The sequence below is a fragment of the Subtercola sp. YIM 133946 genome (assembly GCF_036553535.1).
Lineage (GTDB): Bacteria > Actinomycetota > Actinomycetes > Actinomycetales > Microbacteriaceae > Subtercola.
Map to the genome: position 1 here is coordinate 194757 of NZ_JAZHPE010000013.1, position 25007 is coordinate 219763.

A 25007-nucleotide genomic window follows, 5' to 3' on the forward strand; every position below is an offset into this window, starting at 1 on the left:
GTGGTACTCCTGCTCCTGGTTCGGCTGGCGGTGGGGGTGCCAGGTTCGGGCGATGATCGACGTGTTTCTATTTGTCGGCGGGCGTCGCGCTGGGCGTCGGGGTCGTCGAGGCGGTGATGCTCAGCTCGAGCGCGGGCGACGCGGCCGAGGTGAGCCCTGACGAGGCGCCCGAGGCCGTGCACGTCACCGTGTACGAGATGTTGATCGTCTGCGCGGTGGCCGGCGCGATCAGCGTGGCCTGAGGGTTCGCGCCGGGCGGAACCGCGACGGTCGCTGCGCCGGGATTCACGTCGTAGCTCGACAGGCTGTAGCCCGACGGGCAGCTGTAGGCGGCCCAGCTCACGACGAAGGTGGCGTTGGTGCTCACCTTGGCCGGGGTGGCGGTGGGCGTGGAGGTCGGCGCCGGCGGAGCGACGGTGGCACCGTAGACCGTGAGGTCGATGGTGGTGCCCTTCGCGACGTTGCCGACCGGGCTGGCCTGGTAGACCACGTCGACCATGTCGTTGCTCGGCGCGGCGTTCTTCGTGACGCGGTTGGCGCCGAGGCCCTGCGCCTGCAGAACGGCGGATGCCTCGTCGAACGTCTTGCCGACCAGGTCTTTCTCGTTGACGACGACCGTCGCCGAGGCGCTGGTGGCCGGTGGCGTCGTCGGCGCTGCCGAGGTGGGTGCCGCCGAGGTGGTCACCGGTGCCGATGTCGGGGTGGTGTTGGTCTTGTTGTTGCTCGCCAGCGCCACGATGGTGCCGACCAGAACGAGCGCGAGGATGATGATCAGAACGATGAGCGGCCAGGTCCACGGGCTGCGTTTCTTCTTCACCGGCTCGGCATCGGCCGGGTCGCCCTCGGCCGGTACGAGACCGACCGTCGGCGGCCCGGATGCTCCACCCGCTGCGCCGAGCACGGTGGTGGCCTGCGTCGGGTCTGCCGCCTGCGGCATGAGCACCGTGGCGGTGGCCGCGGCAAGGGTGCCGCCGCCCAGAACGGCCGGAACGGCGGCCGCGGCGAGGGCGACGTCGCCCTGGCGCAGCGCACTGGCGGCACGGGCCAGCGCGGCGGTGGAGGCGGGCCGGTCGGCGGGCTTCTTGGCGATGCACGACATGACGAGGTTGCGCACGGGCTCGGCGATCGTGATCGGCAGCTCGGGCGGGGTGTCGTTGATCTGCGCCATGGCGATGGCGACCTGCGACTCACCGCTGAACGGGCGCTTGCCCGCGAGGCACTCGTAGGCGACGATGCCGAGCGAGTAGATGTCGGTGGTCGACGAGGCCGACTGGCCGCTGGCCTGCTCGGGTGAGAGGTACTGCACCGTGCCCATGACCTGGCCGGTGGCCGTGAGGGGCACCTGGTCGGCGATGCGGGCGATGCCGAAGTCGGTGATCTTGACCCGGCCATCCGGAGTGATCAGCAGGTTGCCCGGCTTGATGTCGCGGTGTACGAGGCCGGCGTTGTGCGCGGCCTGCAGCGCCGAGGCGGTCTGCGCGATGATGTCGAGAACGCGGTCGGTCGACAGCACGTGCTCGCGCTCGAGGATGACCGACAGGGCCTCACCCGGAACGAGCTCCATGACGAGGTAGGCGCTGCCCTCTTCTTCTCCGTAGTCGAACACGTTGGCGATGCCCTCGTGGTTGACCAGCGCGGCATGCCGCGCCTCGGCCCGAAAGCGCTCGAGAAACCCCGGGTCGCCCAGGTACTCGTCTTTCAGGATCTTGATGGCCACGTTGCGGCCGATCACGAGGTCGGTAGCCTGCCAGACCTCGCCCATACCGCCGATCGCGATACGGGTCGACAGCTCGTACCTGCCCCCGAAGGTGAGCCCTGCTGTGGGTCTCATTTATTCAGCACCGCCTCAAGTACCTTCTTGGCGATCGGGGCGGCAACTTCGTTGCCCGACCCGGATTCGCCTAGTCCGCCGCCATTCTGAACCACCACTGCAACGGCAACCTGAGGGTTGTCTGCAGGAGCGAATCCTGTGAACCAGAGAGTGTACGGATCACCCGTCCCGTTCTCCGCAGTCCCCGTTTTTCCGGCCACACTGACTCCATCTATTCTTGCATTAGTCGCTGCACCGGAATTGACCGCCTCGACCATCCACGACGATAGTGTCGAAGCTGTTATAGAAGTGATCGGTGTGTTCAGCGTTTTCGGCTGGAACTGCTGCAGCACCGTCAGGTCGGGCGCCGAGATCGTGTCGACGAGGTTCGGCGTCATGATGACGCCGCCGTTTGCCACGGCCATCGACTGCTCGACGATCTGCATGGGCGAGGCCCGAACATCCGACTGCCCGAACGACGACAGGGCGAGCTTCGCCGGGTCGTTCTCGAGGGGCGGAAACTGGCTGGCCTCCACCGGGATGGGTGAGTCGAAGTCGGAGTTGTAGCCGTAGGCGGTGGCCATGTCGGTCAGGTCTTTCTGCCCCATCATGACGCCCAGCTCGGCCATCGGAATGTTGCACGAGAGCACGAACGCCGTCTCGATCGACACGGTGTCGCCCGGTCCGCAGGTTCCGCCGCCCGAGTTCGACACGACGTGGTCGCTGCCCGGCAGCTGGTAGCCGGCGAGGTTCGGCAGCTGGGTGTCGCCCGGCAGGTCGGCGTTCTGCAGTGCGGCAGACGAGGTGACGATCTTGAACGTCGAACCGGGCGGGTCGAGGTTGCCGCCGAGCGTGCGGTTGATCAGCGGCTGGCTCGGGTCGTCGTTCAGCGAGTTGTAGGTGGAGATCACCTGGTCGGTGTCGTGCACCGCCAGCGCATTCGGGTCGTAGTCGGGCTTCGAGACCATTGCCAGGATGCGCCCCGTCTTCGGGTCGACGGCGATCACCGCGCCCTGCTGGTCGCCGAGCGCGTCGTACGCCGCCTGCTGCACCTTCGGGTCGATCGTGAGTTCGACGGATGCCCCTTGCGGGTTCTGCCCGGTCACGATGCTGTTGAGCTGGCTGAGGAACTGCGAGCCCGAGGTGCCGGCCAGGTCGTCGTCGAGTGCCGCCTCGATTCCGGTCGAACCCTGGTCGAGCGTGTAGTACCCGGTCACGGCGGAGTACAGCGCACCGTTCGTGTACGTGCGCTGGTACTTGTACTGGTCGTCGACCGGCACCGACTGGGCGATGGGCTGGCCCTGAACGAGAATCGGGCCACGCTGCTTCGAGTAGCTCGCGTAGATGGTGCGGGCGTTGCGGGAATCGTTGGCCAGGGCATCCGCCGAGAAGAACTGGATGGTCGTCACCGACAGGAACAGGGTGGCGAACATCGCCAGAATGACGATGGTGACGCGCTTCAGTTCACGGTTCATAGCTCTACACCACCAGCCTTGGCTGACTGCGCACTGTGTCTGACAGGCGCAGCAGCAGCGAGACGATGATCCAGTTGGCCACGAGCGACGAGCCCCCGGCGGCGAGGAACGGGGTGGTGAGGCCGGTCAGCGGAATGACCCGCGTGACGCCACCGATCACGATGAAGCACTGCAGCGCCACCACAAAGGTGAGTCCGACACCGAGCAGCCGGCCGAAGTCGTCTTGACCCGCGAAGCTGATGCGCAGGCCCCGCGCGATGAACAGCAGGTAAAGGCACAGAATGGCGAACAGGCCGGCCATGCCGAGTTCTTCGCCGAGGCTGGCCACGATGTAGTCGCTCTGCGCCAGCGGCGTGATGTCGGGACTGCCCTGGCCGAGCCCGGTGCCGATCAGGCCGCCGTTGGCGAGGCCGAAGAGGCCCTGCACGAGCTGGTAGCTGCCGCCGAGCGCGTCGTAGTTCACCGGGTCGAACGGGTTGAGCCAGTTGGCGAACCGGTCGCTGACGTAGGTGAGCACCTGGCTCGCCACCAGCGCGCCGGCGAGAAACAGGACGACGCCGATGATCACCCAGCTGATGCGCGCGGTGGCGACGTACAGCATGACGACGAACAGGCCGAAGTACAGAAGCGCGGTGCCGAGGTCGTGCTGGAAGATGATGACCGCCATCGAGGCGGCCCAGATGACGAGAATCGGCCCGAGGTCGCGGGCGCGCGGAAACCGCATGCCCAGAACCTTGCGGCCGACCATCGAGAGGCTGTCGCGGCGCGAGACGAGGTAGCCGGCGAAGAAGATGGCCAGGGCGATCTTGGCCACCTCGCCGGGCTGGAACGAGAACGGACCGATGCCGATCCACACGCGGGCGCCGTAGATCTCGCGGCCGATGCCCGGCAGGATCGGCAGCAGCAACAGGATGCCCGACAGCACCATGAACACGTACGTGTAGCGCTGCAGCACGCGGTGGTTGCGCAGCGCGATGATCACCACGAGGGCGATGATGATGGCGACCGCGCTCCAGACGACCTGGCGCTCGGCGGTCATGTCCCAGCCGGTGGAGCCCTGCTCGATGTCGATGCGGTAGATCTCGGCGATGCCGATGCCGTTCAGCAGGGTGGCGATCGGCAGGATGAACGGGTCGGCGTTCGGCGCGACGAACCGCAGCGCGATGTGCATGCCGATGACGAGCACGCTGAGTCCTGCGCCGAGCAGCACGAGCTGTGCGACGTCGATCGAGCCGAGCGCTCCCAGCTGCACCATGACCACCGCGCCGGCGTTGATGATGCAGGCGAACAGCAGCAGGAAGATCTCGAGGTTGCGCAGCTTCTCGGGCACTCGGATGCGCCGCGGCGGCCGGGCATCCGCGGTGCTCACCGGGGTGGCGGAGGTGAGGGCGTCGGTCACGGGGCCACCGCCGTCGCTGGGGGCGAGCCGCCCGGCGCCGTGACCGCTGGGGTCGAGGTCGGCGTCGGCGTGGTGAGGTCGCCGGTGGGCGGAACACCCGTGATGACGGCGTTCTCGAGGCGAGAGACGACGGCCTGGGCGGCGGTGATCGAGTCGGCGCTGATGGTCGCCGACACTTGGGTCTGCGTGTAGGCCGGCAGCGTGCCCACGGCGATGCCAGTGTCTTCGTAGACGTGCGACAGCGAAATCGGGCCGATCGACTGCTGAACGCCCTGGTAGATGGCCACATTGCCGTTCGACTCGCCGACGAAGAACCTCGTCTGGGTCCAGTTGTAGCTGATCAGCAGGCCGATGGCCACGATGAGCAGCACGACCAGGCTGCCGACGAGCCAGGTGAGCTTGCGGCGGCGGCTGCGGCGCCGGTCTTCGTCGATGAGCTCGTCGAGATAGTCGTCGGACTGCGCCTCGAAATGGCTCGGCTGGGCGAGCCCTGTGGTGCGTGGATGCAGCCAGCCCGCCGGCGTGCGCTGGGGTTTGCGGCCCTGGATGCCGTCATAGGCGATGGGGCGGGATGCCGCACCCACCGTCTGGGCGATGTAGGTGCTGCCGGTGAACGACTCGCTGATGTCGACGATGACGACGGTCACGTTGTCGGGGGCGCCGTGGTCGAGCGCCTCTTTGACCAACAGGTCGGCCACCGCCTGGGGAGAGTCGTTGTCGGCCAGGGCCTTGGCGATGTCGTCGTTCTCGACCACGCCGGTCAGCCCGTCTGAGCAGAGCAGCCAGCGGTCGTTGGGCCGGGTGTCCATCACCTGCAGGTCGACGTCGGGGGTCGAGTCGACGTCACCGAGCACGCGCATCAGCACCGAGCGCCGCGGGTGCACCTTCGCCTCCTCGGCAGTGATGCGGCCGTTGTCGACGAGCCGCTGCACGAAGGTGTGGTCGGTGGTGATCTGGGTGAGTTTGCCGTCGCGGTAGCGGTAGATGCGAGAGTCGCCGATGTGGGCGAGCGCGACGCTGTGGCCGACCCGCACGAGGGCGCTGAGGGTCGTGCCCATTCCGGTGAGCTCCGGATGCTCGTACACCGCTTCGGCCAGGATGGCGTTGGCGCTGACGATCGCCTCCTGCAGCGCGAACTCGGCGTCGACCGCCGAACTGTACTCGCCGTCGATCTCGAGCAGCTTGTTCAGCGCGAGGGCGCTGGCGACGTCGCCGCCGGCGTGGCCGCCCATCCCGTCGGCGACGGCGAACAACGACTGCCCGGCGTATCCCGAGTCCTGGTTGTTCGAGCGAACCTTGCCGACGTGCGACACGGCTGCGCTCTCAGTGACCAACGCCATTGTTCTGACCTGCCCCGCCGTCAGCGCCGCAGTTCAAAACTGGTGGCACCAATTTTGATGGGCGTATTGAGCGGAACAGGGGTGGGCTGGGTGACGCGCTTGCCGTCGAGAAACGTGCCGTTGGTCGAGTCGAGGTCTTGGATGACCCACTCGTTGTTCCAGTTCAGCAGGCGGGCGTGGTGGGTACTCGTGTAGTCGTCGCGAATGACCACGCTCGAGTCGGTCGAGCGGCCGATGGTGAGCGGGTCGACGCCGAGGGCGATCTCGGTGCCGGTCTTGACCCCCGAGGTGATGATGAGCCGGTGGGCGTTGCTGGTCGTGGCCCGCGGATGCACGCCGGCACTCGAGCCCTCGAGTGGCGTGAACACCGGCACCTTCGACTGCGGCGGCGGGGTGGGCGGGTGCGACTCTGCGAGCGGCTGGGCGGTGGCGGCCGCACCGACGATGAGGCCTGTGAAGCCGGCGGGGGCTGCGGCGGCACTGCCCGCGGCGCCCGCGGCGCTTCCGGTTGCTCCCGAGCCGCCGGCGCCTGCTGCGGCCACGGCACCCGCACCTGCTGCCGCCCCGACGGGCGCGCGCCCGGCTGCCGACGCACTGGCACCCGCCGCTCCTGCCGAGGCACCGGGCTGGCCGGCCGCGGTCGCACTGGGCGCAACGGCCTGTGAGTCGCGCATCTTGCGCACCCGCTGGCCGAAGAGGTCGGAACGCATCGCGTACACGATGACGAAGACGAACACCCAGAGCAGCGCGAGAAAGCCGAAGCGCAGAATGAGAAGGGTGAGCTCGCTCATAGATTCCACCGGAATCCACCGGCATCGGGTGGCTGGGGGTCATCGCGGGGGGGCGCCGGAGGCGGGGCGGGCTGCTTCGACGGTTGCGGCGTGCGTGCCGCGTCTCGGCGGGGCGAAGGCTTCTGGGGTGCGGGCTTGGGGGAGCGCCGGTCGGGGGCGGGCATCCGCGGTTCTGCGGGGGGGTCGGGGCGTGCGGCGGGTGCCTCACGGTCGGCCTCGGGCGCTGCGGTGGGTGCGGGTGTGGGTGCGGGTGCGGGCTCCTGCACCGGGATCGGGGCCGAGCCGGGGCCGAACAGGCCGAACGGGTCGTCATCGGCGGGAGCGGGCTCGGGTGAGGCCGGGGAGGCGAAACGGCCGGGCTGGGCTGCGACGGGCTGGGCTGCCGGGGGCTGGGCTGCGACGGGCTGGGCCGCCGGCGGCTGTGGTGCAGCGGGCGCGGCAGAGGGAGCGGCGCCGGCCGAGTGCCCTGCGGCGGCCGCGGGCACGGGTGGCAGGAGTGGGGCCGCCGGAGCGGAGGGGCGCGGCGCAGCGGCTGCCGGCGCGGCGGGCGCGGCCGACGCCGACTGGGCGCTCGCCGACTGGGCGAGAACGCGGAACACCACGCGCGTGCGGCCCAGCTGGATGACCGAGTCGGGTTCGACGATGGCACGGGTGAGCGGCTGACCGTTGAGCTGCGATCCGTTCGTCGAGTCGAGGTCGTGGGCCTGGGCGTGCTTGCCGTCCCAGACGATCTCGAGGTGCTTGCGCGAGATCCCGGTGTCTTCGACGGTGATGTCGGCCTCGCGGCCGCGCCCGATGATCGTGCGGCCGGTGCTCAGCGGGTAGCGTTTGCCCGCGACATCCAGAACCGGAACCCAGGTGACGTCGCGCTGGATGGTCGAGCTCGCGATCTCGAGCACGCCGGTGCTCAGGCGCGGCTCTTCGACGAGCCCCACGCTCAGGCCGCCCGCGAACTGGAAGCTCTGCTCGGCCGCATGCTTCTGCACGATGCCGGTGAGGTCGTCGATGAGGGTGACGCCGAGCGCGCTCATGCGCTGGAAGTCGCTCGGGGCGAGCTTCACCTCGAAGCTGTTGGGCACGAGAATACGGTCGCGCGACACAATGGCGGCCTTGGTGTCGAGCTCTCTTTTGAGGGCTGACCCGATCTCTACCGGTTGCAGCCCCGACCGAAAGGTCTTGGCGAAGGCGCCGTTGACAGCGCGCTCGAGACCTTTCTCGAAGTTGTCCAGTATTCCCACACGTCTCCCATATTCGGTGTGCCAGAGGCGGTGCCCCCGCATCGTTTCGCACACGGTGCCGGCATGAATGCTAAGACAGATGTTACTGGCCGCAGGTGCAAAATGACTGCGGCGCGACTCTAGCACCCCCGCTTTCGGGTGACCTCAGCGTCGGCTCCGGATGCCCGGTCAGCACGCTGTGCCTTCGGCCACCGCTCGCGGCGCGGCTTGTGGCCGCCCTCCCGCCGGCCCTCGTCGGCCCGTGCAGGCCAGCGCCGGCTCGCGCGTTTTCGGGTTTCGGCGATTCGGTGCTAATCTCGCTGAGTTGGCGCGAGTGGCGGAATTGGTAGACGCGCACGGTTCAGGTCCGTGTGTTCGTGAGGACGTGGGGGTTCAAGTCCCCCTTCGCGCACCAGCAGAAGGCCCCCGGGCCGGGCATCAGGCCCGGGCGGGGGCCTTCCCCTTTCAGACGGTATGCCCCTCATGCCGCAGCCGACTACGAAATGGTAGTCACGCAGGCTTGACTACGAGCAACTCGGTCTTCGCGAGGGGTTGGTGCAGGGGAACGCGGACGCATCCGTCGCTTGCAAGGTGCGCCTGACCGGCCCGGACGGGAACGTCGAACTCGCTCTCAAACTCGACGCTCGTCGATAGAGGGAAGCCGCTCACGACAGGCCAGGACTCGTCAGTGTTGGTTACATCGGACGACAGAACCAAGTAGGGCCGCCGGGGATGGAGAACACGCTCCTTCGGCGTAGTCGGCGGCAACTGCACGGCGGTGTCTGGTATCCAGTACACCGCACCCCGACGAATTGGGATGCTCATAGAAGGGCGTCGGTGGCCTCTCTGGATAGGCCTTCGAGGGAATCGGGTTCGCGAAGGAGTGCCGCCGCGTCGCCCTTACGAGTTTGATGCGGAGCGTTTTGCAGTACCCTTCGGTACTTCTCGAGCGGTCGCTCCGTCGGTGAACCCAACGTCGATGAGCCGGTGACACGTTCGAATTCGGGCCAAGCCGCGGCTATGCGGTCACCTGGAATTGCAATGTCTTTGACATTCGGCTCGAATACTGTTTTCCACGGCCCGACGTCGTGAGTGATCTCCCGAAACCTGTAGTGGCTTTCGGTTTGATAGAGCAGTTTCTGCAGCTTCAGATTCGTGATCGAACGTAAGTTCGATTATGTGACAAAAGCTTGGCGTAGCGCACGGGGTCAGGTGCGCAGGGTGAAGTAGTAGAAGAAGGCGCCGAAGGCGGCGATCATGCCGCCGAAGGCCGCGATGGCGGCGCCGAGAAGGTAGACGAACGCCGTGCTGGCGGCGAAGACGAGGCCGAGGGTGAGCACGAGCAGTCCGAACGCGAGGATCAGGAAGCCGTACGAGAGCAGAGTGGCGTAGGCGGGTCGCCGCGGGGTGAGCACGGAGTCTTCATCGGTCATGAGGGGAGTTTAGCGGGGAGGGGCAGGCGAGCATCCGTCGACAACGGGTAGAGGTGCAAAAGCAAGGGGTCTGCGGGCTCTGGCCGTGCAGGATTGCGGCCAGTAGTCATGAGGTATGGCTGAACCGCACTCTGAAGCGTCGCGCATTGTGGGCGAGCGCATTCGGGCGACGCGGCAGCAGCTCGGGCTGAGTCAGGAAGACGTCGCCGAGATGTCTGAGATGCACGTCACGAACGTCGGCAAGATCGAGCGCGGGCAGACCAACCCGAGCCTCTCGACGCTGGTGGCGCTCGCCGGGGCGCTGAACGCCGACCCCGGTGTGTGGGTGGCGGGGCTGACGGCGAAGATGATTCCGGGTCGCACGCACCAGGTCACCGCGGCCGACCTTATTCGCGAACGGCGGCTGCGCGGGGCCTGAGCGCCTCCGGCGCCGCGGTCTCGCACGGGCTGAAGCGCCGGCACGGATTCCGGCGCGGATGCGGACGCGGATGCGGATGCGGATGACACAGTTCGGCGCAAGCGCGCCTGCTCGAGGGTGCGCGGATGCCCCGAAGTGCGCGCGCGACTGACTCCACGCCCGGGAGGCGGTGCGTTAGAGCAGCAGATCGCGCAACTGACGCCACGCCCGGGAGCCGGCGCTCTAGAGCAGCAGGTCGCGCAACTGGTCGACGGAGTGCACGATCGCGATGGCGCCGGCGGCCTCGGCCGGTGACCCGTAGCCCCACTCGACCATGATGGGCGGGATGCCGTGCTCGGCCGCGCCCTCCATGTCGTGGATGCGATCGCCGACCAGCACGAGGTGCGAGAGGTCGACGTCGGCGGCGCGCAGGCGGGTCAGGGCCTCGTCGATGACGTCGGCCTTGGCGCTGCGGGTCTCGTCTTCGCTGGCCCCGGTGATGACCACGAAGGCGTGCTCGAGGTCGAGGTGGGCGAGGATGCGGTGGGCCTGCACCTCTGACTTCGACGTGGTGATGGCGAGCGGGATGCCCGCGCCGTGCAGCTGCCTGACCAGCCCGACCATGCCGGGGTACGTCACGGCGTCGTCTTGCGGACCCTCGCTCGCGGCCAGCCCGCGATACACGATGAGGGCCTTCTGCGCCTCTTCTTCGTTCATTCCGGCGACCAGTTCGAAGCCCTCGAGAATGGGCGGGCCGACGAAGTGCACGAGTTCGGCGGGCGCGGGCACCGGGTACCCCATCGCGATGAGGGTGCGGGAGAGGCGCCCGATGATTCCGGGGGCGGAGTCGGTGATCGTGCCGTCGAGGTCGAACAGGATGCACGACCACGGCTTGTGCGGCCCCACGGGCGCCGACTCGTTCTCGACAGGGGTGATGGCTTCGGGTGAGCTAGTCATTTGGCGCAATTCTATGGTGCGCGTGTGAACGGCGCTTTTCGCGATCGTACCGATTCTCGAGGCACGCGCGGCGCGTGTAGTGTGCACAGTTATGCGTGCTGAGGGCGAGACGGGCGAGAGCGACCGCCGGCGATGGCTCACCCCGGGGCGGGCGTTCGTGGGGCTGCTCGTGGTGGTCGCTGCGGGGCTGATCGTCACGGGCATCCTGCCGCCCTCATCGGCCGAGTCGCTGGCCGAGCGAGTCGGGCCCGTGCTGGGTTTCGTGGTGGCCATCACGATGGTCACCGAGCTGGCGGCCGACGCCGGACTGTTCGACGTTCTGTCTGACCGGCTCGCGGCGTGGGGGCGCCGGCGGGTGTGGATGCTCTGGCTCTTCGTGCTCGTGCTGGCGACGGTGAGCACGATCTTCTTGTCGCTCGACACCACCGCGGTGTTGGTGACGCCCGTGGTCGTGCTCTTGGCGTTGAACGCGGGAATCTCGCCCATTCCGTTCGCCATCGCCACGGTGTGGCTCGCGAACACGGCGTCACTGCTGCTGCCGATCTCGAACCTCACGAACCTGCTGGCGGCGACCGAGATGTCGGGCGGTTCACCGGCCGGCTTCGTGGCAGTGGTGTGGGCGCCTGCGCTGGTGGGTGTCGTGGTGCCGGCCGTGCTGCTGTCGCTGCTGTTCCGGGGGCGGTTGCGCGGGTCGTACGAGGTGCCGGCGCCGACCGAGGTGCGCGACCGGCGGCTGCTGGTGGTCGCCGCGATCGTCGTGGCGGTGTTGCTGCCGCTGCTGGTGTCGGGGTTGCCGGTGTGGATTCCGGCGACGGCGGGGGCGACCGCCCTCGTGGTGGCATTCGTGGCGCGCCGGCGGTTCGAGCCCCTGACCTGGCGCATGGTGCCCTGGTCGCCGCTGGCGATCGCGGCCGGACTGTTCGTGATCGTCGACGCGGCGCAGGCGCACGGGCTGTCGACACTGGTGACGGCGGTGGCCGGCTCGGGCACGTCGTTCGGGTCGCTGCTGCAGCTCACCGGGCTCGGGATGCTCTCGGCCAACGGCATCAACAACCTGCCGGCGTACCTGGTGCTCGAGCCGGCTGCTGCGGGCTCGTCGGTTCGGCTGGCCGCGCTGCTGATCGGTGTCAACCTCGGACCGCTGATCACGCCGTGGGCCTCGCTCGCGACGCTGCTCTGGCACCAGCGGGTCACCGCGCTCGGCGTGACGGTGTCGTGGCCGCGGTTCATCGCGGTGGGGGCGCTCGCGGTGGTCGTGACGCTGCCGCTGGCCGTGCTCGCGCTGTGGTTGAGCGCTGGCGCTCCGCAATAGATGACGCTTATTGTGGCGCCGCTCACCGGGACGGCATCGGCTGAAAGCGGCGGCGTGCACGTCGCTTTCAGCGGTGGTAGCGGCCAATCGTCGGTGAGAGGTACCAATCGCACAGCGCCGCAGAGGCGGCGGCGCTCAACAGATTCAGAACAGCCGTGAGTCGCTGTCGTCGAGGCCGCGCATTGCGTCGTAGTCGAGCAGCAGGGTGCGGATTCCGCGGTCGTGGGCGAGGGTGCGCGCCTGCGGCTTGATCTCCTGGGCGGCGAAGATGCCGGTCACCGGGGCCAGGTGCGGGTCGCGGTTCATCAGCTCGAGGTAGCGCGTGAGCTGCTCGACCCCGTCGATGTCGCCGCGGCGTTTGAGCTCGACCGCGACCGCCGCGCCGTTCGCGTCGCGGGCGAGGATGTCGACCGGGCCGATCGCCGTCATGAACTCGCGGCGAACGAGGGTGTGCCCTTCGCCGAGCAACTCGATCTGTTCGGCGAGGAGCTTCTGCAGGTGGGCCTCGACGCCGTCTTTAACCAGACCGGGGTCGACGCCGAGATCGTATGACGTGTCGGTGAACACCTCGTGGATCGACACCACGAGAAGATCAGCCGTTTTCGCGTGGGTGACCTTCCAGAGCTGGGTGATGCCGGCATCCTGTTGCTCGTCGTCGGGTTCGATGACCTCGAGGGTGCAGGGTGGGCTCATCCAGTTGAGGGGCTTGTACGAGCCGCCGTCGGAGTGCACCAGAATGCTGCCGTCGTTCTTGAGCATGAGCAGCCGGGTGGCGAGCGGCAGGTGGGCGCTCAGTCGCCCGGCATAATCGACGGCACATTTCGCTATGACAAGTCGCACCGCTTGAGTTTACGGCCTCGCGAATCTGCCGGTGCGCTCGCGGGCGGCCGGCGCGGCCAGTGCGGCGAGAACGAGCAGGATGAGCACCACGAACAGGGCGTTCAGGATGCCGAAGTGCTGGCCGAGAAAGCCGAGCAGCGGCGGGCCTGCCAAGAACGCCACGTACCCGATGATCGCGACTGCGCTCACCCGCGCGGCGGCGGTCTTCGGGTCGTCGGAGGCCGCCGAGATGCCCACGGGGAAGCCGAGCGACGACCCGATTCCCCACAGCGCTGCGCCGAGCATGGCCGACCAGAGGGCCGGGGTCAGGATGAACGTGAGCAGGCCGATCGCCCCGATCAGCGCCGACACGCGCAGCACGGGCACGCGCCCGAACCGGTCGAGCAGCGGGCCTCCGGCGACCCGGCCGACCGTCATCGCCACGACGAAGACGCCGAACATGAGGGCGCCGGTGGTGTTGTCTTGATCGTGGCCGTCGACGGTGGCGATCGCGATCCAGTCGTTGGCCGAGCCCTCGGCGAACGCCATGCCGAGGATGATCAGGCCGATGAGCAGCAGCCGGGTGTCGGCCCACACGGCGAGCGACTCTTTCACGCGCATCCGGAACGGTGTCTTCACGCTGGTGGCAGGGTCTTCGGTGTCGACGGTCTGCGGCAGGAAGCGCACCGCGCCGATGGTGACCGCGAGGATCAGCACGGCCATGACGCTCAGATGCCACGAGACGGGGATGCCGAGGGCCGAGGCGGCAGCCCCGATGCCGGCGCCGATGACCGTGCCGAGGCTGAAGAAGGCGTGCATGAGAGGGAGGAGGGTGCGCCCGATGGCGCGTTCGTTGGCGGCGCCCTCGACGTTCATCTGCACGTCGAGCGAGCCGAGTCCGAAGCCGAGCAGGGCGAGGAAGATGGTGGCGAGCGTGGGGCTCGGCACCACGGCGGCCGAGATCGCGACGCCCGCGAGGCCGGCGCTGGTGAGGGTGGTCGAGAACACGATGCCGCGGCGCGGGCCGAGCCTGGCGAGAATCTGGGGGGCGGCGACGAGGCCGACCACCGAACCGATCGAGAGGCCCAGGATGACCAGGCCGACGGATGCCGTATCGAGGTGCAGTTCGTCACGAACGGCAGGGAGGCGCGCCACCCAGCTGGCCATCGCCAGGCCGCTGAGCGTGAAGATGATGAAGACGGCGTTGCGCCAGGCGATGAGGCGGGGCGCGACCGGCGGTGCGGCGACGGGCTGGGACATGGCGGTTCCTGGTGGTCGGGGTGTCGTGCTGCTGGCCGTCTCGACGTGGCCCCGAGGCTGTCGGAGGCTGCCTGCGGCGGTCTGTGGCGGTCTGTGGCGGTCTCGGGGCGGTCTCGGCTGAATCGAATCGATTCGACAACTGTCGACTACGATATGGGATGTGAGTGCACACAATCAACCTCACGCGCCCACCACTTCGCGCGCGACGCTGGCCGACGTGGCCAAGCTGGCCGGGGTTTCGGGCTCGACGGCCTCGCTCGCCTTCAGCGGCGGCTCGATCTCGCCGGCCACTCGCGAACGCGTGATGGCGGCCGCCCGCGAGCTGAACTACTCGGGGCCCGACCCTCGTGCCCGGTCGCTTCGGCAGGGTCGCTCGGGCATCGTGGGGGTGATCATCGAAGACCGGGTGCTGAACTCGTTCCGAGACCCGATGACGCTCGCCGCGCTCGACGGCATCTCGCAGGAGCTGGGGGAGGGCAGTGGTCTGCTTCTGCTGACGGCGACGGGTGACGGTGAGTCGACCATCCAGAGCGCCGTGTTCGACGCGGCCATCTTCATGGGCTGCAGCCCGCACCTGGCGCGGTCGATCGAGATCATGCGGCAGCGCAGCGTGCCGATGGTGGCGATCGAGGGGCAGGCGTTCGAGGGGGTGCTCGCGGTGAGCATCGACAACCGCGAGGCGTCGGCGAGTCTGGCTCGTCTCGTGCGCGATCTCGGGCACCGGCGCGTGGCCACCGTGACGCTGCCGCTGACGTCGGTGCGCGAGCGCGGCCCGGTCACGCCTGAGCTCGTCGGGGCGGCCACCACGGCGGTGTCGCTCGACCGGCTCGAGGGCGCGCGCGAGGTGTACCCCGAGCTGGGCGGCATCGTCGCTGCCGGCTCGTCGAGCGATGAGGGGTTCGCCGCCGGTCTTGCGCTGCTCTCGGGGGCCGCGGATGCCCGGCCGACGGCGATCATCGCGCAGAGCGACCTGCTCGCGGTCGGGGTCATCAGAGCGGCGGAGTCTCTCGGCCTGGGGGTGCCGGCCGACGTGACGGTGGTCGGCTTCGATGGCGCGCGCATCGAGGGGCTCACCGACCACGACCTCACGACCATCCGTCAGCCCGCCACCGAGAAGGGCCGGGCGGCCGGACGTGCCGTGACCGACCTGCTCGCGGGTACCCCGGCGTTCGACGTGTCGTTCACCTCGGTGCTGCACGTGGGCAGTACGTCGGGGCCGGTGCCGGCGTAGGTTCTGGCGCTGTGCGTGCACTATAGAGGGATGCAGCTCACTGTTCTCGGCACCGCGACCCCGTACCCCCGGCCCGGCAATGCCTGTTCGGGCTACCTGCTGCAGTCGAAGATCGGCGAGAACACGACCTCGCTCTGGCTCGACGCGGGCACGGGAACGCTCGCCGAACTGCAGCGGCACCTCGCGCTGACCGACCTCGACGCCATCTTCGTTTCGCACCGGCACGCCGACCACACCGCCGACCTGCTCGTGGCGTACTACGCGCTGCGGTTCAGCGCGCTGCGGCCGCACGGGCGCATCCGTGTCTTCGGGCCTGAGGCGCTGGTCGACCGGCTGGCCGAGTTCCTGGGGCCGGATGCTCTGCCGGCGCTGCACGAGGTGTTCGAGTTCGTCGAGCTGAGCGGCTGGGGGGAGGCCGTGGTGGGCGACCTGGCGCTCTCGTGGGGGCCGGTCGCGCACGGAGTGCCCGCCTTCGCCCTGACCGTGGTGGGGCCCGCCGCGCCCGGCCCGGTCGCCTCTGGCGCCGCGCCCGGCCCGGCTGCCTCTGGCGCCACCCGCTCCCCCGCCTCGGGCGCCGCCCCCGGCCCGGCCGACGGCACCTCCACGTTCACGTACTCGGGCGACACTGCCCCCTGCATCTCGCTGGTGGAGATGGCGGAGCAGTCGTCGGTGCTGCTCTGCGAGGTCGGCTACGCCCGTGACGCCCTGGGGGTGGCCGCCGTGCACCACACCCCCGAGGATGCCGGTCGCACCGCGACCGTGGCCGGCGTCGACACGGTCATCCTGACCCATCTCGCCGACGACCTCGATGCAGCCGACGCCCTGCGCCGCACCCGCGCCCACTTCGCCGGTCAGATCGTTCTGGCCGAGCCCGGGGCCGCCTACCCCCTCTGACCCGACCGCCCCGCGGCGTCAGCGCACGGCGTCAGCGGGTCGCACCCGCAACGACCCAGCGGGTGCCGCGGGCGCGCAGGCCGAGCGTGAGCGCCCGGGCGCCGATGTAGCCGTAGCCGAAGGCCGCCCACAACCACACCAGCGCGGCATCACCCGGCGGATGCAGCAGCAGCACCAGCGCGAGCAGCGGCGCATAGCAGCCGATGTTCACCAGCCCGGTGAGTGCGAGGTACCGGGCGTCGCCGGCGCCGATCAGCACCCCGTCGAGCACGAACACGTAGCCGGCCAGGGGGATTCCGGCCGCCATCGCCCACACCGTGACGGTCAGCGCCCGCTGCACCTCGGGGCTCGACGAGAACACCGGCCCGAGCAGCGGCGCGACGACGGTCAGCGCGGCCCCCAGCGCCGCGCCGGAGACGAGCCCCCAGCGCACCAGCCGGCGCATGACGAGCCCGACTCGCACCGTGTCGGCGGCGCCCAGCCCGTGCCCGATCATGGCCTGCCCGGCGATGGCCAGGGCATCCAGCACGAAGGCGAGGGTCGAGAACAGGGTCAGCGCGATCTGGAACGCCCCCAGCTCGGCCACCCCGAACGTGGCCGCCACGGCCACTGTCGCGAGCATCGCCGCCCGCAGGCTGAGGGTGCGCACGAACAGCCAGCCGCCCGAACTCGCGGCCGAACCCACGCCGTCGAGCCCGGGCCGCAGGCGGGCGCCGGATGCCCGTGCCGCCCGCACCGCCATCACCACGTAGACCGCCGCCATCGCCCACTGCGCCACGACGGTTCCCGCGGCCGAGCCGGAGATGCCCCAGCCGAACCCGTAGATGAACACCGCGTTGAGCCCGGCATTGGCGGCGAACCCGCAGACGGCCACGACGAGCGGGGTGCGGGTGTCGTGCAGGCCGCGCAGCAGGCCCGTGGCCGCGATCACCAGCAGCATCGCCGGGATTCCGGCGAGCGAGACATGCAGGTAGGCGGTGGCGTCGGCGGCGACGAGCGGGTCTGACGTGAAGAGCCCCACGACGGCGCCCGAGCCGATCAGACCGAGCGCGACGACCACCACGCCCAGCCCGAGCGCGAGCCACATGCCGTCGATTCCCGCCCTGATGGCACCGGTTCGGTCGCCGGCGCCGAGGCGTCGGGCGACGGCCGGGGTGGTGGCGTAGGCCAGAAAGATGAGCAGGCCGATGGCGGTCTGGATGATCGCGCTCGCGATGCCCAGTGCCGCGAGCGGCACCTCGCCCAGGTGCCCGACCAGTGCCGTGTCGGTGAGCAGGAAGAGCGGCTCGGCGACCAGCGCCCCGAGTGCCGGCACGGCGAGCTTCAGAATGTCTCGGTCGAGCTCGCGGTGCTCTGCTCGCGTCACGCTCCAGCCTCCGGGCGGCCCGCCGCCGGGTGCCCTGACGTAGGGCTCTCTGACACTGGGCTCCCCGACGCCGGGCTCCCCGACGCCAGGCCGCGCTCGATTCGCCCCGGCGTCAGCCCGACGACCGCGAGCAGCCCCGCGCCTAGCGCCAGCGCGCCGATCATCGCGGCGGTCGCGCTCCAGCCGACCGCGTCGAAGAACACCCCGCCGAGCCAGCCGAACAGGCTCGAACCGGCGTAGTAGGCGAGGTTGTAGAGCGAGGATGCCTGGGCACGGGCGGTGGGGTGCGCGGCGGCGGCCGTCCATCCCGAGGCCGTGGAGTGCGCGCCGAAGAACCCGGCCGTCGCGAGCACCAGACCGGCCAGAACCACCGCGAGTAGGGGCGCGAGGGTGAGGGCGACCCCGGCCATCATGACCACGATCGACACCAGCAGCACGGCCCGGCGGCCGACGCGGCTCGCCAGCGCGCCCGCCTTGGCCGACGACCAGGTTCCGGCGAGGTAGGCGAGAAAGACGAGGCTGACCACGGCCGGCGGCAGCCAGAACGGCGCGGCCCCGAGCCTGAAGCCGAGGTAGTTGTAGAGCGCGACGAAGCCGCCCATCAGCAGAAACGCCTGCGCGTACAGCACCAGCTGTTGGGGCGATCGCAGATTCACCCACAGCCTGCTGCGCAGCGTGGGCGAGGCCTCGGGCTCGCGCAGGTGCGGTGCCACGAATCCGCGCGGCGACGGCGCGAGCCTGATGAACACGATCGCCGAGACCGTGCAGAGCACGGCCACCGTGAACACCCCCGCCCGCCACGACAGCAGCTCGGCGACGGGGCCCGCGACGAGCCGGCCGAGCAGGCCGCCGATCGTCGTGCCGGCGACGTAGGTTCCCGCAGCCCGGGCGGCGTGGCCCGGGTGGATCTCCTCGCTCAGGTAGGCGATGGCGATCGCCGGCACCCCGCCCACCATCATTCCCTCGAGAAATCGCCCGGCGAGCAGCACCTCCACGCTCGGCGAGAACGGAACGGCCAGGCCGAAGACCGACGCCGCCACCACCGCCACCGACATCGACCGCAGCCGGCCGTACCGGTCGGCCAGCACCGACCACGGAATCACGCCGATGGCCAGCCCGACGGTCGAGGCCGACACGACGAGGGCCGCCGACGCCGCACCGATGCCCAGGTCGGTCGAGATCTCGGGCAGCGCGGCCTGCGGCGAGTACAGCTGCGCGAAGGTGGCGATGCCGGCGAAGAACAGCGCCGCGAGCAGGCGCCGATACGCCGCACTGCCCTTCTCATGCCCCTCCCACTTCTGGAAGACGGGTTTCGCGGGCATGACTCCAGCGTAGGCACCTCTTCACGGCGCGGGCGTCACGGGCGCCGGCCCGACGAGTGGTGACGCACCCAGCCAGCCCCACAGGCGGGTCGGTAGGGTTGATGGCATGAGCTCATCGGGTATCGACACGAACGACATTGACCCCGCCATCCGCGCACAAGACGACCTGTTCAGGCACGTCAACGGCAAGTGGATCGCCGAGACCCGGATTCCCGACGACAAGGCGCGCTGGGGCTCCTTCTACCAGCTGGCCGAGGCGGCAGAGAAAGCCGTGCAGGAGATCATCGTCGAGGCACAGGATGCCGCCGAGGGCTCCGAAGAACGCAAGTTCGGCGACCTCTACACGAGCTTCATGAACGAAGAGCTCATCGAGTCGCTGGGCACCACCCCCATCGACGGCCAGCTCGCACTGGTCGACGCCATCGGGACCGTCGAAGACCTGGTGCGCACCGTCGGCCGGCTCGAGCGCCAGGGCGTCGGCGGGTTCTTCAACCTCTTCGTCGACAACGACCCGGGCAACCCCGAACGCTACCTCGTGTTCATCGAGCAGGGCGGCATCTCGCTGCCGAACGAGAGCTACTACCGCGAAGAGAAGTTCGCCGACATCCGCGAGGCCTACCTGGCGCACGTGCAGCGGATGTTCGAGCTCGCCGGCACCGGCCGGGGCGCCGAGGCGGGCGAGGGTTCTGCGCCGGTTCGCGCCCAGCGCGTCTTCGACCTCGAGACCGAGATCGCGTCGAAGCACTGGGACAACGTGAAGACCCGCGACGCCCAGGCCACCTACAACCTGCTCGCCTGGGCCGACCTGCTGGCGCTGTACGAAGGCGCGACGGCCGACGCCTCCCCTGCCGGCGCCCTCACGCTCTGGCGTGACGCGCTCGACGGCCCCGCCGGGGTGCTCGACGAGGTCGTCGTTCGCGAGCCGAGCTTTCTCGAGGGCCTCGCGTCGCTCATCACCGAAGACCGCCTCGACTCGTGGAAGGACTGGCTCGCGTGGAAGGTGATCCACGGCGCCGCCGCGTTGCTGCCCTCGGCCTTCGTGAGTGAGAACTTCGACTTCTACGGCCGCACGCTCACCGGCACCCCGTCGCTACGCGATCGCTGGAAGCGCGGCGTCTCGCTCGTCGAGGGGTCGATGGGCGAGGCCGTCGGCCGCATCTACGTCGAACGGTACTTTCCGACGACGGCGAAGGCCGCGATGGACGTTCTGGTCGCCAACCTCATCGAGGCCTACCGCCAGTCGATCACCGACCTGGCGTGGATGACGCCCGAGACCCGAAAGCGCGCCCTCGAGAAGCTCGACAAGTTCACCCCGAAGATTGGCTTCCCGGTGAAGTGGCGCGACTACTCCGCCCTGTCGCTCGACGCCGAGAGCCTGTTCGCGAACGTTCGCGCGACAGCCGAGTTCGAGTTCCAGCGCGAGCTCGGCAAGGTGGGCAGGCCGCTCGACCGCGACGAGTGGTTCATGACCCCGCAGACCATCAACGCGTACTACAACCCCGGCTTCAACGAGATCGTCTTTCCCGCCGCCATTCTGCAGTACCCGTTCTTCGACGAGACGCGGGATGCCGCAGCCAACTACGGCGCGATCGGCGCCGTCATCGGCCACGAGATCGGCCACGGGTTCGACGACCAGGGTTCGCGGTTCGACGGCGACGGCCGCCTCACCGACTGGTGGACATCCGAAGACCGCGAAGCCTTCGAGAAGCTGACCGGTTCGCTGATCGAGCAGTACAACGCGCTCGCCCCGGCGCAGGTGCCCGACCACCACGTGAACGGTGCGTTGACGATCGGCGAGAACATTGGTGATCTGGGCGGCCTTGGCATAGCGTGGAAGGCGTACCTGATTTCTCTCGACGGCGCCGAACCGCCGGTGATCGACGGTATGACCGGTGCCCAGCGGTTCTTCCTGTCGTGGGCGCAGGCCTGGCAGCAGAAGTCGCGCGACGAAGAGGTGATCCGCCTCCTGGCGATCGACCCGCACTCGCCCAACGAGTTCCGCTGCAACCAGATCGTGCGCAACATCGGCGAGTTCTACGAGGCGTTCGACGTCTCTGACAGCGACAGGCTGTGGTTGCCCGAAGACGAACGCGTCACCATCTGGTGAGGTGACGAACGCCGCGCTTCACCCGAGAGCTGCGGCGGTGCAGTGAATGAGTACCTAGCAGGAAATGGCGGTCAGAACCCCATGCGCAAGAATCGGCGGCAGGAGCGACCCGAGCTTCCGAGCGGTCGCAGGTCGGCACAGACGCATGACACCGACACGTTCAGGCGCGGCTTCGTCTCGCTGACGAAGCTGGCGCTGTCGGGCGTGCAGATCACGGCGTCGGCTCTCGACGTGACCAGCGAGAAGGTGCTGTTCTCGATCGACGACCACCTCTCTGTGCCCACCGCCGGGCTCGGCAAGGTGCTGCTGCTCATCGACGTCGCGGCGCGACTGACCCAGCGCGATCCGTCGGCGCATGGGCTGCTCGAGCGAACGGTGGTCGACTCTGCCGCCGACATGGGGCTCTGGCAGCACCTGCAGGCGCCCACGCTGCCGCTCGCCGACCTCGCGGTGCTCGTCGGGGCGACGAGCGACAACCTCGCCACCAACGTTCTGCTGCGCCGCGTCGGTCTCGACGCCGTTCGGGCCCGGGGCGAGTCGCTCGGCTTGTCGAAGACCTTCCTGCTCGACACCGTGCGCGACTTCCGCGGGCCAGACGACGCGCCGCACTTCTCCGTCGGGTCGGCTCGCGAGCTGGCCACCCTCTTCCGCAACCTCGCAGAGGGGTCGGTCGTCGACGTGGCCACCAGCCAGCAGGTGCTGGCCTGGCTCGGGCTCGGCTCCGACCTGTCGATGGTGTCGAGCGCGTTCGGCCTCGATCCGCTGATGCACCTGCACTCCGACCACGGGCTGCTGCTGGTGAACAAGACGGGCTCCGGCCCGGGCATCCGTTCGGAGGCCGGAGTGCTGCGCGGCCCGCGGGCGAGCGTGGCCTACGCCGTCACGATGCGGTTCAACGACGAAGAGCTGACCGGCCGGCTCGCGGTGCTCGACGGCATGCGCACCCTCGGCACCGACATTCTCGAGTACGTCTACTGACCCAGAGACCGGGCCGACGCTCACCTCCACAGCATGAGACGCGGGGCACCATCGAGACATCCGGTCTGGCACCCCGTATTTCATGTTGCGGGCGGCTGCCGCGGCCAGCACCGGCGGCGCGCAGAGTCGAGCCGGGCGGTCAGTCGATGAGGCCCAGGGCGGCGACGCGCCGCAGGGTCTCGACGCCGGCCGGCGGGCAGCGGTGGGCGTCTGCAGTCGTGACCCAGTGCACGGCATCGACCTCAGACGAGGGCACCGGCTCGTCGGGCGTGGTCGCCGCGAACAGCGTCATCGCGACCATTCGCCCGTCGGGTTCGCCGTGCGCCTGCGTCGTCACCGTGAACAGCTCCCGGATGCTCGGCAGGTCGAGCTCGACCGCGACCTCTTCGCGGCACTCCCGCACGAGCGCCTCGGCGGCACTCTCACCGGCATCGATCTTGCCGCCCGGCAGGTAGAGCACGCCGCGGCCGCGCGCGGTGACCATGAGCATGCGGCGGTCGCGCAACAGCACGACGGCGGCGACGCGGATGACGGGCAGAGCGGTCGGCTGCGCGTCAGCCACCGTGCACCGCAGACCCGGTTCCGTGCGGATCGTCCGCCTCCGAGTCTGCGCCCGCGCCTGCGTCCGCCTCCGCGCTGACTCCCGCTGCCGCGCTGGCTCCCGCCTCCGCGCTGGCTCCCGCGGCTGCGCTGGCTCCCGCCTCCGCGCTGGCTCCCGCCTCCGTGCTGGCTCCCGCGGCTGCGCTCGCTCCCGCCTCCGCGCTGGCTCCCGCGCCCGCCCCGGCGCGGCGCGCCTTCCACTCCGAACGCAGAATGGCGTAGATCGCGGTGTCGGCGAAGGCGCCCTTCGTGAAGATGTCTTCTCGAAAGTGCGCCTCGTGGCGCATACCGAGACGCAGCGCCAGTGCGGCCGAGGGGTGGTTGCGCGGGTCGAGGTCGGCGGTCACGCGGTGCGAATCCAGCTCGGTGAAGGCGAACTCGAGCATCCGGCCCGCGGCCTCTGAGGCGTACCCCCGGTGCTGGAAGTCGGGATGGAAGGCCCAGCCGAGCTCGGCCTGGCGGTTCGCGACGCTGCGCAGAAACACCGTCAGGTCGCCGATGACGCGGTCGCGCCCGCTGCCGTCGAGGCTCGGTTCGCCCGGCAGCGCCACCGCCAGCACGAGGATGTCGCCGTCGTTCTCGAGCGAGGTCAGAGGCAGGCGCCTCGCGAGGTGTTCGCGCGATTCGTCGCGGCTGCGCAGCTCCCACAGCATGAACTCGACGACCTCGGGGATGCTCTGGTACGCGAACACGTCATCGAGGTCGGTCTCGGCGAACGGCCGCAGCACGAGTCGCTCGGTGCGAAGGGGCTCGCGCACGGTGACTTTGCTCATGCCCCCAGTCTACGAACCGGCGCGACGGCGGAGGAGCGCGCCGCGGGGTGGGAACCGGGGGCGAGCCCAGATGGCCGGGGCTCAGTCGGGGCTGACCGGGGCTCAGGCGGGGGCGACCGGGACTCAGGCGGGGCTGACCGCGGCTCAGGCCGAGGCGGACCCGGCCGCGGGAGCGGCGCCCGCGTCGAGGTCGTGGTCTGCGGAGAGAGGCGCCAGGCGTGCCACCGGGGCCACCGGAGCCGCGGGGTCGACCCCGAAGAGGGCCGTCAGGGCCGCGACGAACGACTCGCCCTCGCCGGCTCGGGCGAGTTCGCGGGCGCGAACCGAAGGGGTGTGCAGCAGCACGCCGACGAGGTGGCGCAACGCCGCCTCGGTCTCGGGGGTGCTGTCTCCGCGGGAGTGCGCACGGGCGATCTCTGAGTCGAGCACGTCGAAGAAGTGCGATCGCAGCGCGACGACGGCGGGTGTCACGGCCGCCTCGACGCGGGCCGCGGTGAACTCGGCGGCGGCCTCGTCGACCATCGCCCGGGCGCTGGTGGTGGCGCTGAACTCGTCGATCGGGGCGTGCAGACTGATGGTCTCGAGGTCGAGCAGTTCGACGCCGGATACGTGCGCGGCCGCCGCGTCGACGTTGCGGGGCAGACCGAGGTCGATCACGAGGCGGCGCTGCAGGGCATCCGGCACCGCGGTCGCCGCGGCGAAGTGCGCGGCGGTCAGAACGACGGTGGGCGACTGCGACGCGGTGACGACGATGTCGCTCGACGCGAGTGTGCCCACGAGATCGTCGGCGAACACCTGCGGCAACGCGTGACGCTCGGCGAAGGGGGCGAGCCGGGCAGACGGTGAGTAGACGGTGACGTCGGTGACGCCCCGCTCCTGCAGGGCGAGCAGGCTGACCCGGGCGTACTTGCCAGTGCCGACGAGCAGAACGCGGGCCTGCGCCCAGTCGGTGACACGGCTCTCAGCCAGGTCGAGGGCGAGCCGCACCAGCGAACGGCCGGTCGCGCCGACACCCGTCTTCGTCTTGACGTCGCGCGAGGTGTGGGATGCCCGCTGGAAGAGCCGTTCGAGTGCCGACGACGTGGTGCCCTCCACCCGGGCGGTCTGCAGCGCGCGGCGCACCTGGCCGGCGATCTCGTCTTCACCGACCACGACAGACTCGAGCCCGCTCGACACCGAGAAGAGGTGCTCGGCCACGCCGTCGCCCGACAGCACGGTGACGGCGGTGCTCACATCGGCGGCATCGACGCCGGAGGCCGAACTCACGGCCTCGATCACTTCGTGGGCGGCGAGGGCGGCGCCCGCGGTCAGCGGTTCGTCGACGTCGAGGTAGGCCTCGAAGCGGTTGCAGGTGGCCAGCAGCACGGCGCCCTGAATGAAGTCGCTGTTCTGCACGAGCGAGGGAGCCACCGTCGGTGCACCGATCGAGAGCTTCTCGAGCAGGGTGAAGCTCGCGTTCCGATGGCTCGCGGTCAGGCAGATCAACACCGAATCATCATAATCGCGTTTGCTGCCAGATTTGACGC

The 25007-nt window shown here is 69.5% G+C and carries 20 protein-coding genes, 1 tRNA gene and 1 pseudogene; 7 read left to right on the plus strand and 15 right to left on the minus strand.

The window, feature by feature from the left end:
- Positions 1 to 67 precede the first annotated feature (67 nt).
- The 6 genes and pseudogenes from V3W46_RS04160 to V3W46_RS04190 form a co-directional block, all read right to left on the minus strand.
- Positions 68 to 1831 (minus strand): protein kinase domain-containing protein, encoded by a 1764-nt coding sequence (locus V3W46_RS04160; protein WP_331781828.1) that lies wholly within the window; start codon positions 1829 to 1831, stop codon positions 68 to 70.
- Complete coding sequence (locus tag V3W46_RS04165) at positions 1828 to 3285, minus strand: peptidoglycan D,D-transpeptidase FtsI family protein (protein ID WP_331781829.1); 1458 nt, start codon at positions 3283 to 3285, stop codon at positions 1828 to 1830. The genes V3W46_RS04160 and V3W46_RS04165 overlap by 4 nt, the downstream gene beginning before the upstream one ends.
- 4 nt (positions 3286 to 3289) lie before the next feature.
- A complete protein-coding gene (locus V3W46_RS04170) occupies positions 3290 to 4684 on the minus strand; it encodes an FtsW/RodA/SpoVE family cell cycle protein (protein WP_331781830.1) in 1395 nt (464 codons plus the stop codon).
- Positions 4681 to 6024, minus strand: a complete 1344-nt coding sequence (locus V3W46_RS04175; RefSeq protein ID WP_331781831.1) for a Stp1/IreP family PP2C-type Ser/Thr phosphatase — start codon at positions 6022 to 6024, stop codon at positions 4681 to 4683. The genes V3W46_RS04170 and V3W46_RS04175 overlap by 4 nt, the downstream gene beginning before the upstream one ends.
- A gap of 20 nt (positions 6025 to 6044) precedes the next feature.
- On the minus strand, positions 6045 to 6815 hold the full coding sequence (locus V3W46_RS19610; protein ID WP_443069923.1) for an FHA domain-containing protein FhaB/FipA: 771 nt from the start codon (positions 6813 to 6815) through the stop codon (positions 6045 to 6047).
- A 572-nt stretch (positions 6816 to 7387) separates the two neighbouring features.
- Positions 7388 to 8053 (minus strand): annotated as a pseudogene (locus V3W46_RS04190) (FhaA domain-containing protein); the annotation flags it as partial.
- Between the two features lie 307 nt (positions 8054 to 8360).
- Between V3W46_RS04190 and V3W46_RS04195 the strand changes: the two are divergent.
- Positions 8361 to 8447: transfer RNA gene (locus tag V3W46_RS04195), tRNA-Leu, on the plus strand.
- 793 nt (positions 8448 to 9240) lie between these two features.
- On the opposite strand, the gene V3W46_RS04200 is transcribed toward V3W46_RS04195, so the two are convergent.
- Positions 9241 to 9465 (minus strand): hypothetical protein, encoded by a 225-nt coding sequence (locus tag V3W46_RS04200; RefSeq protein ID WP_331781832.1) that lies wholly within the window; start codon positions 9463 to 9465, stop codon positions 9241 to 9243.
- A gap of 115 nt (positions 9466 to 9580) precedes the next feature.
- Here V3W46_RS04200 and V3W46_RS04205 point away from each other — a divergent pair, with 115 nt between their 5' ends.
- Positions 9581 to 9883 (plus strand): helix-turn-helix domain-containing protein, encoded by a 303-nt coding sequence (locus V3W46_RS04205; protein ID WP_331781833.1) that lies wholly within the window; start codon positions 9581 to 9583, stop codon positions 9881 to 9883.
- A 222-nt stretch (positions 9884 to 10105) separates the two neighbouring features.
- Here V3W46_RS04205 and V3W46_RS04210 read toward each other — a convergent pair whose 3' ends face one another.
- Positions 10106 to 10819: an HAD hydrolase-like protein gene (locus V3W46_RS04210; RefSeq protein ID WP_331781834.1), complete on the minus strand. Its 714-nt coding sequence runs from the start codon at positions 10817 to 10819 to the stop codon at positions 10106 to 10108.
- Positions 10820 to 10910: 91 nt separating this feature from the next.
- On the opposite strand from V3W46_RS04210, the gene V3W46_RS04215 reads away from it, so the two are divergent.
- On the plus strand, positions 10911 to 12131 hold the full coding sequence (locus V3W46_RS04215; protein WP_331781835.1) for an SLC13 family permease: 1221 nt from the start codon (positions 10911 to 10913) through the stop codon (positions 12129 to 12131).
- Between the two features lie 144 nt (positions 12132 to 12275).
- On the opposite strand, the gene nucS is transcribed toward V3W46_RS04215, so the two are convergent.
- Both nucS and V3W46_RS04225 read right to left on the minus strand, forming a co-directional pair.
- Entirely contained in the window at positions 12276 to 12971 is a 696-nt protein-coding gene (gene nucS, locus V3W46_RS04220; protein ID WP_331781836.1) for an endonuclease NucS, read from the minus strand.
- A 9-nt stretch (positions 12972 to 12980) separates the two neighbouring features.
- Positions 12981 to 14384, minus strand: coding sequence for an MFS transporter (locus V3W46_RS04225; protein WP_331781837.1), 1404 nt, complete (start codon positions 14382 to 14384; stop codon positions 12981 to 12983).
- Between V3W46_RS04225 and V3W46_RS04230 the strand changes: the two genes are divergently transcribed.
- Positions 14371 to 15441: a LacI family DNA-binding transcriptional regulator gene (locus tag V3W46_RS04230; RefSeq protein ID WP_331781838.1), complete on the plus strand. Its 1071-nt coding sequence runs from the start codon at positions 14371 to 14373 to the stop codon at positions 15439 to 15441. The two genes, V3W46_RS04225 and V3W46_RS04230, sit on opposite strands and share 14 nt — an antisense overlap.
- A 30-nt stretch (positions 15442 to 15471) precedes the next feature.
- Entirely contained in the window at positions 15472 to 16335 is an 864-nt protein-coding gene (locus V3W46_RS04235; RefSeq protein ID WP_331781839.1) for an MBL fold metallo-hydrolase, read from the plus strand.
- Between the two features lie 31 nt (positions 16336 to 16366).
- Here the strand turns inward: V3W46_RS04235 and V3W46_RS04240 are convergent, their stop codons facing one another.
- Together V3W46_RS04240 and V3W46_RS04245 are read right to left on the minus strand one after the other, a co-directional pair.
- The gene (locus V3W46_RS04240; RefSeq protein WP_331781840.1) at positions 16367 to 17701 is read right to left on the minus strand and encodes an MATE family efflux transporter; all 1335 of its coding nucleotides are present in this window, start codon (positions 17699 to 17701) and stop codon (positions 16367 to 16369) included.
- Entirely contained in the window at positions 17698 to 19023 is a 1326-nt protein-coding gene (locus V3W46_RS04245; protein WP_331781841.1) for an MFS transporter, read from the minus strand. Before V3W46_RS04245 ends, V3W46_RS04240 begins: the two co-directional genes overlap by 4 nt.
- Positions 19024 to 19129: 106 nt before the next feature.
- Between V3W46_RS04245 and V3W46_RS04250 the strand changes: the two genes are divergently transcribed.
- Positions 19130 to 21130 (plus strand): M13 family metallopeptidase, encoded by a 2001-nt coding sequence (locus tag V3W46_RS04250; RefSeq protein ID WP_331781842.1) that lies wholly within the window; start codon positions 19130 to 19132, stop codon positions 21128 to 21130.
- Positions 21131 to 21211: 81 nt separating this feature from the next.
- Positions 21212 to 22108 carry a serine hydrolase gene (locus V3W46_RS04255; protein WP_331781843.1) on the plus strand — a complete coding sequence of 299 codons (897 nt, stop codon included), beginning with the start codon at positions 21212 to 21214 and terminating at the stop codon, positions 22106 to 22108.
- A 139-nt stretch (positions 22109 to 22247) separates the two neighbouring features.
- Here the strand turns inward: V3W46_RS04255 and V3W46_RS04260 are convergent, their stop codons facing one another.
- The 3 genes from V3W46_RS04260 to V3W46_RS04270 form a co-directional block, all read right to left on the minus strand.
- The gene (locus V3W46_RS04260; protein WP_331781844.1) at positions 22248 to 22670 is read right to left on the minus strand and encodes an NUDIX hydrolase; all 423 of its coding nucleotides are present in this window, start codon (positions 22668 to 22670) and stop codon (positions 22248 to 22250) included.
- On the minus strand, positions 22663 to 23481 hold the full coding sequence (locus V3W46_RS04265) for a GNAT family N-acetyltransferase (RefSeq protein WP_331781845.1): 819 nt from the start codon (positions 23479 to 23481) through the stop codon (positions 22663 to 22665). Before V3W46_RS04265 ends, V3W46_RS04260 begins: the two co-directional genes overlap by 8 nt.
- Positions 23482 to 23625: 144 nt before the next feature.
- Positions 23626 to 24969: a glutamyl-tRNA reductase gene (locus tag V3W46_RS04270; protein WP_331781846.1), complete on the minus strand. Its 1344-nt coding sequence runs from the start codon at positions 24967 to 24969 to the stop codon at positions 23626 to 23628.
- Positions 24970 to 25007 lie beyond the last annotated feature (38 nt).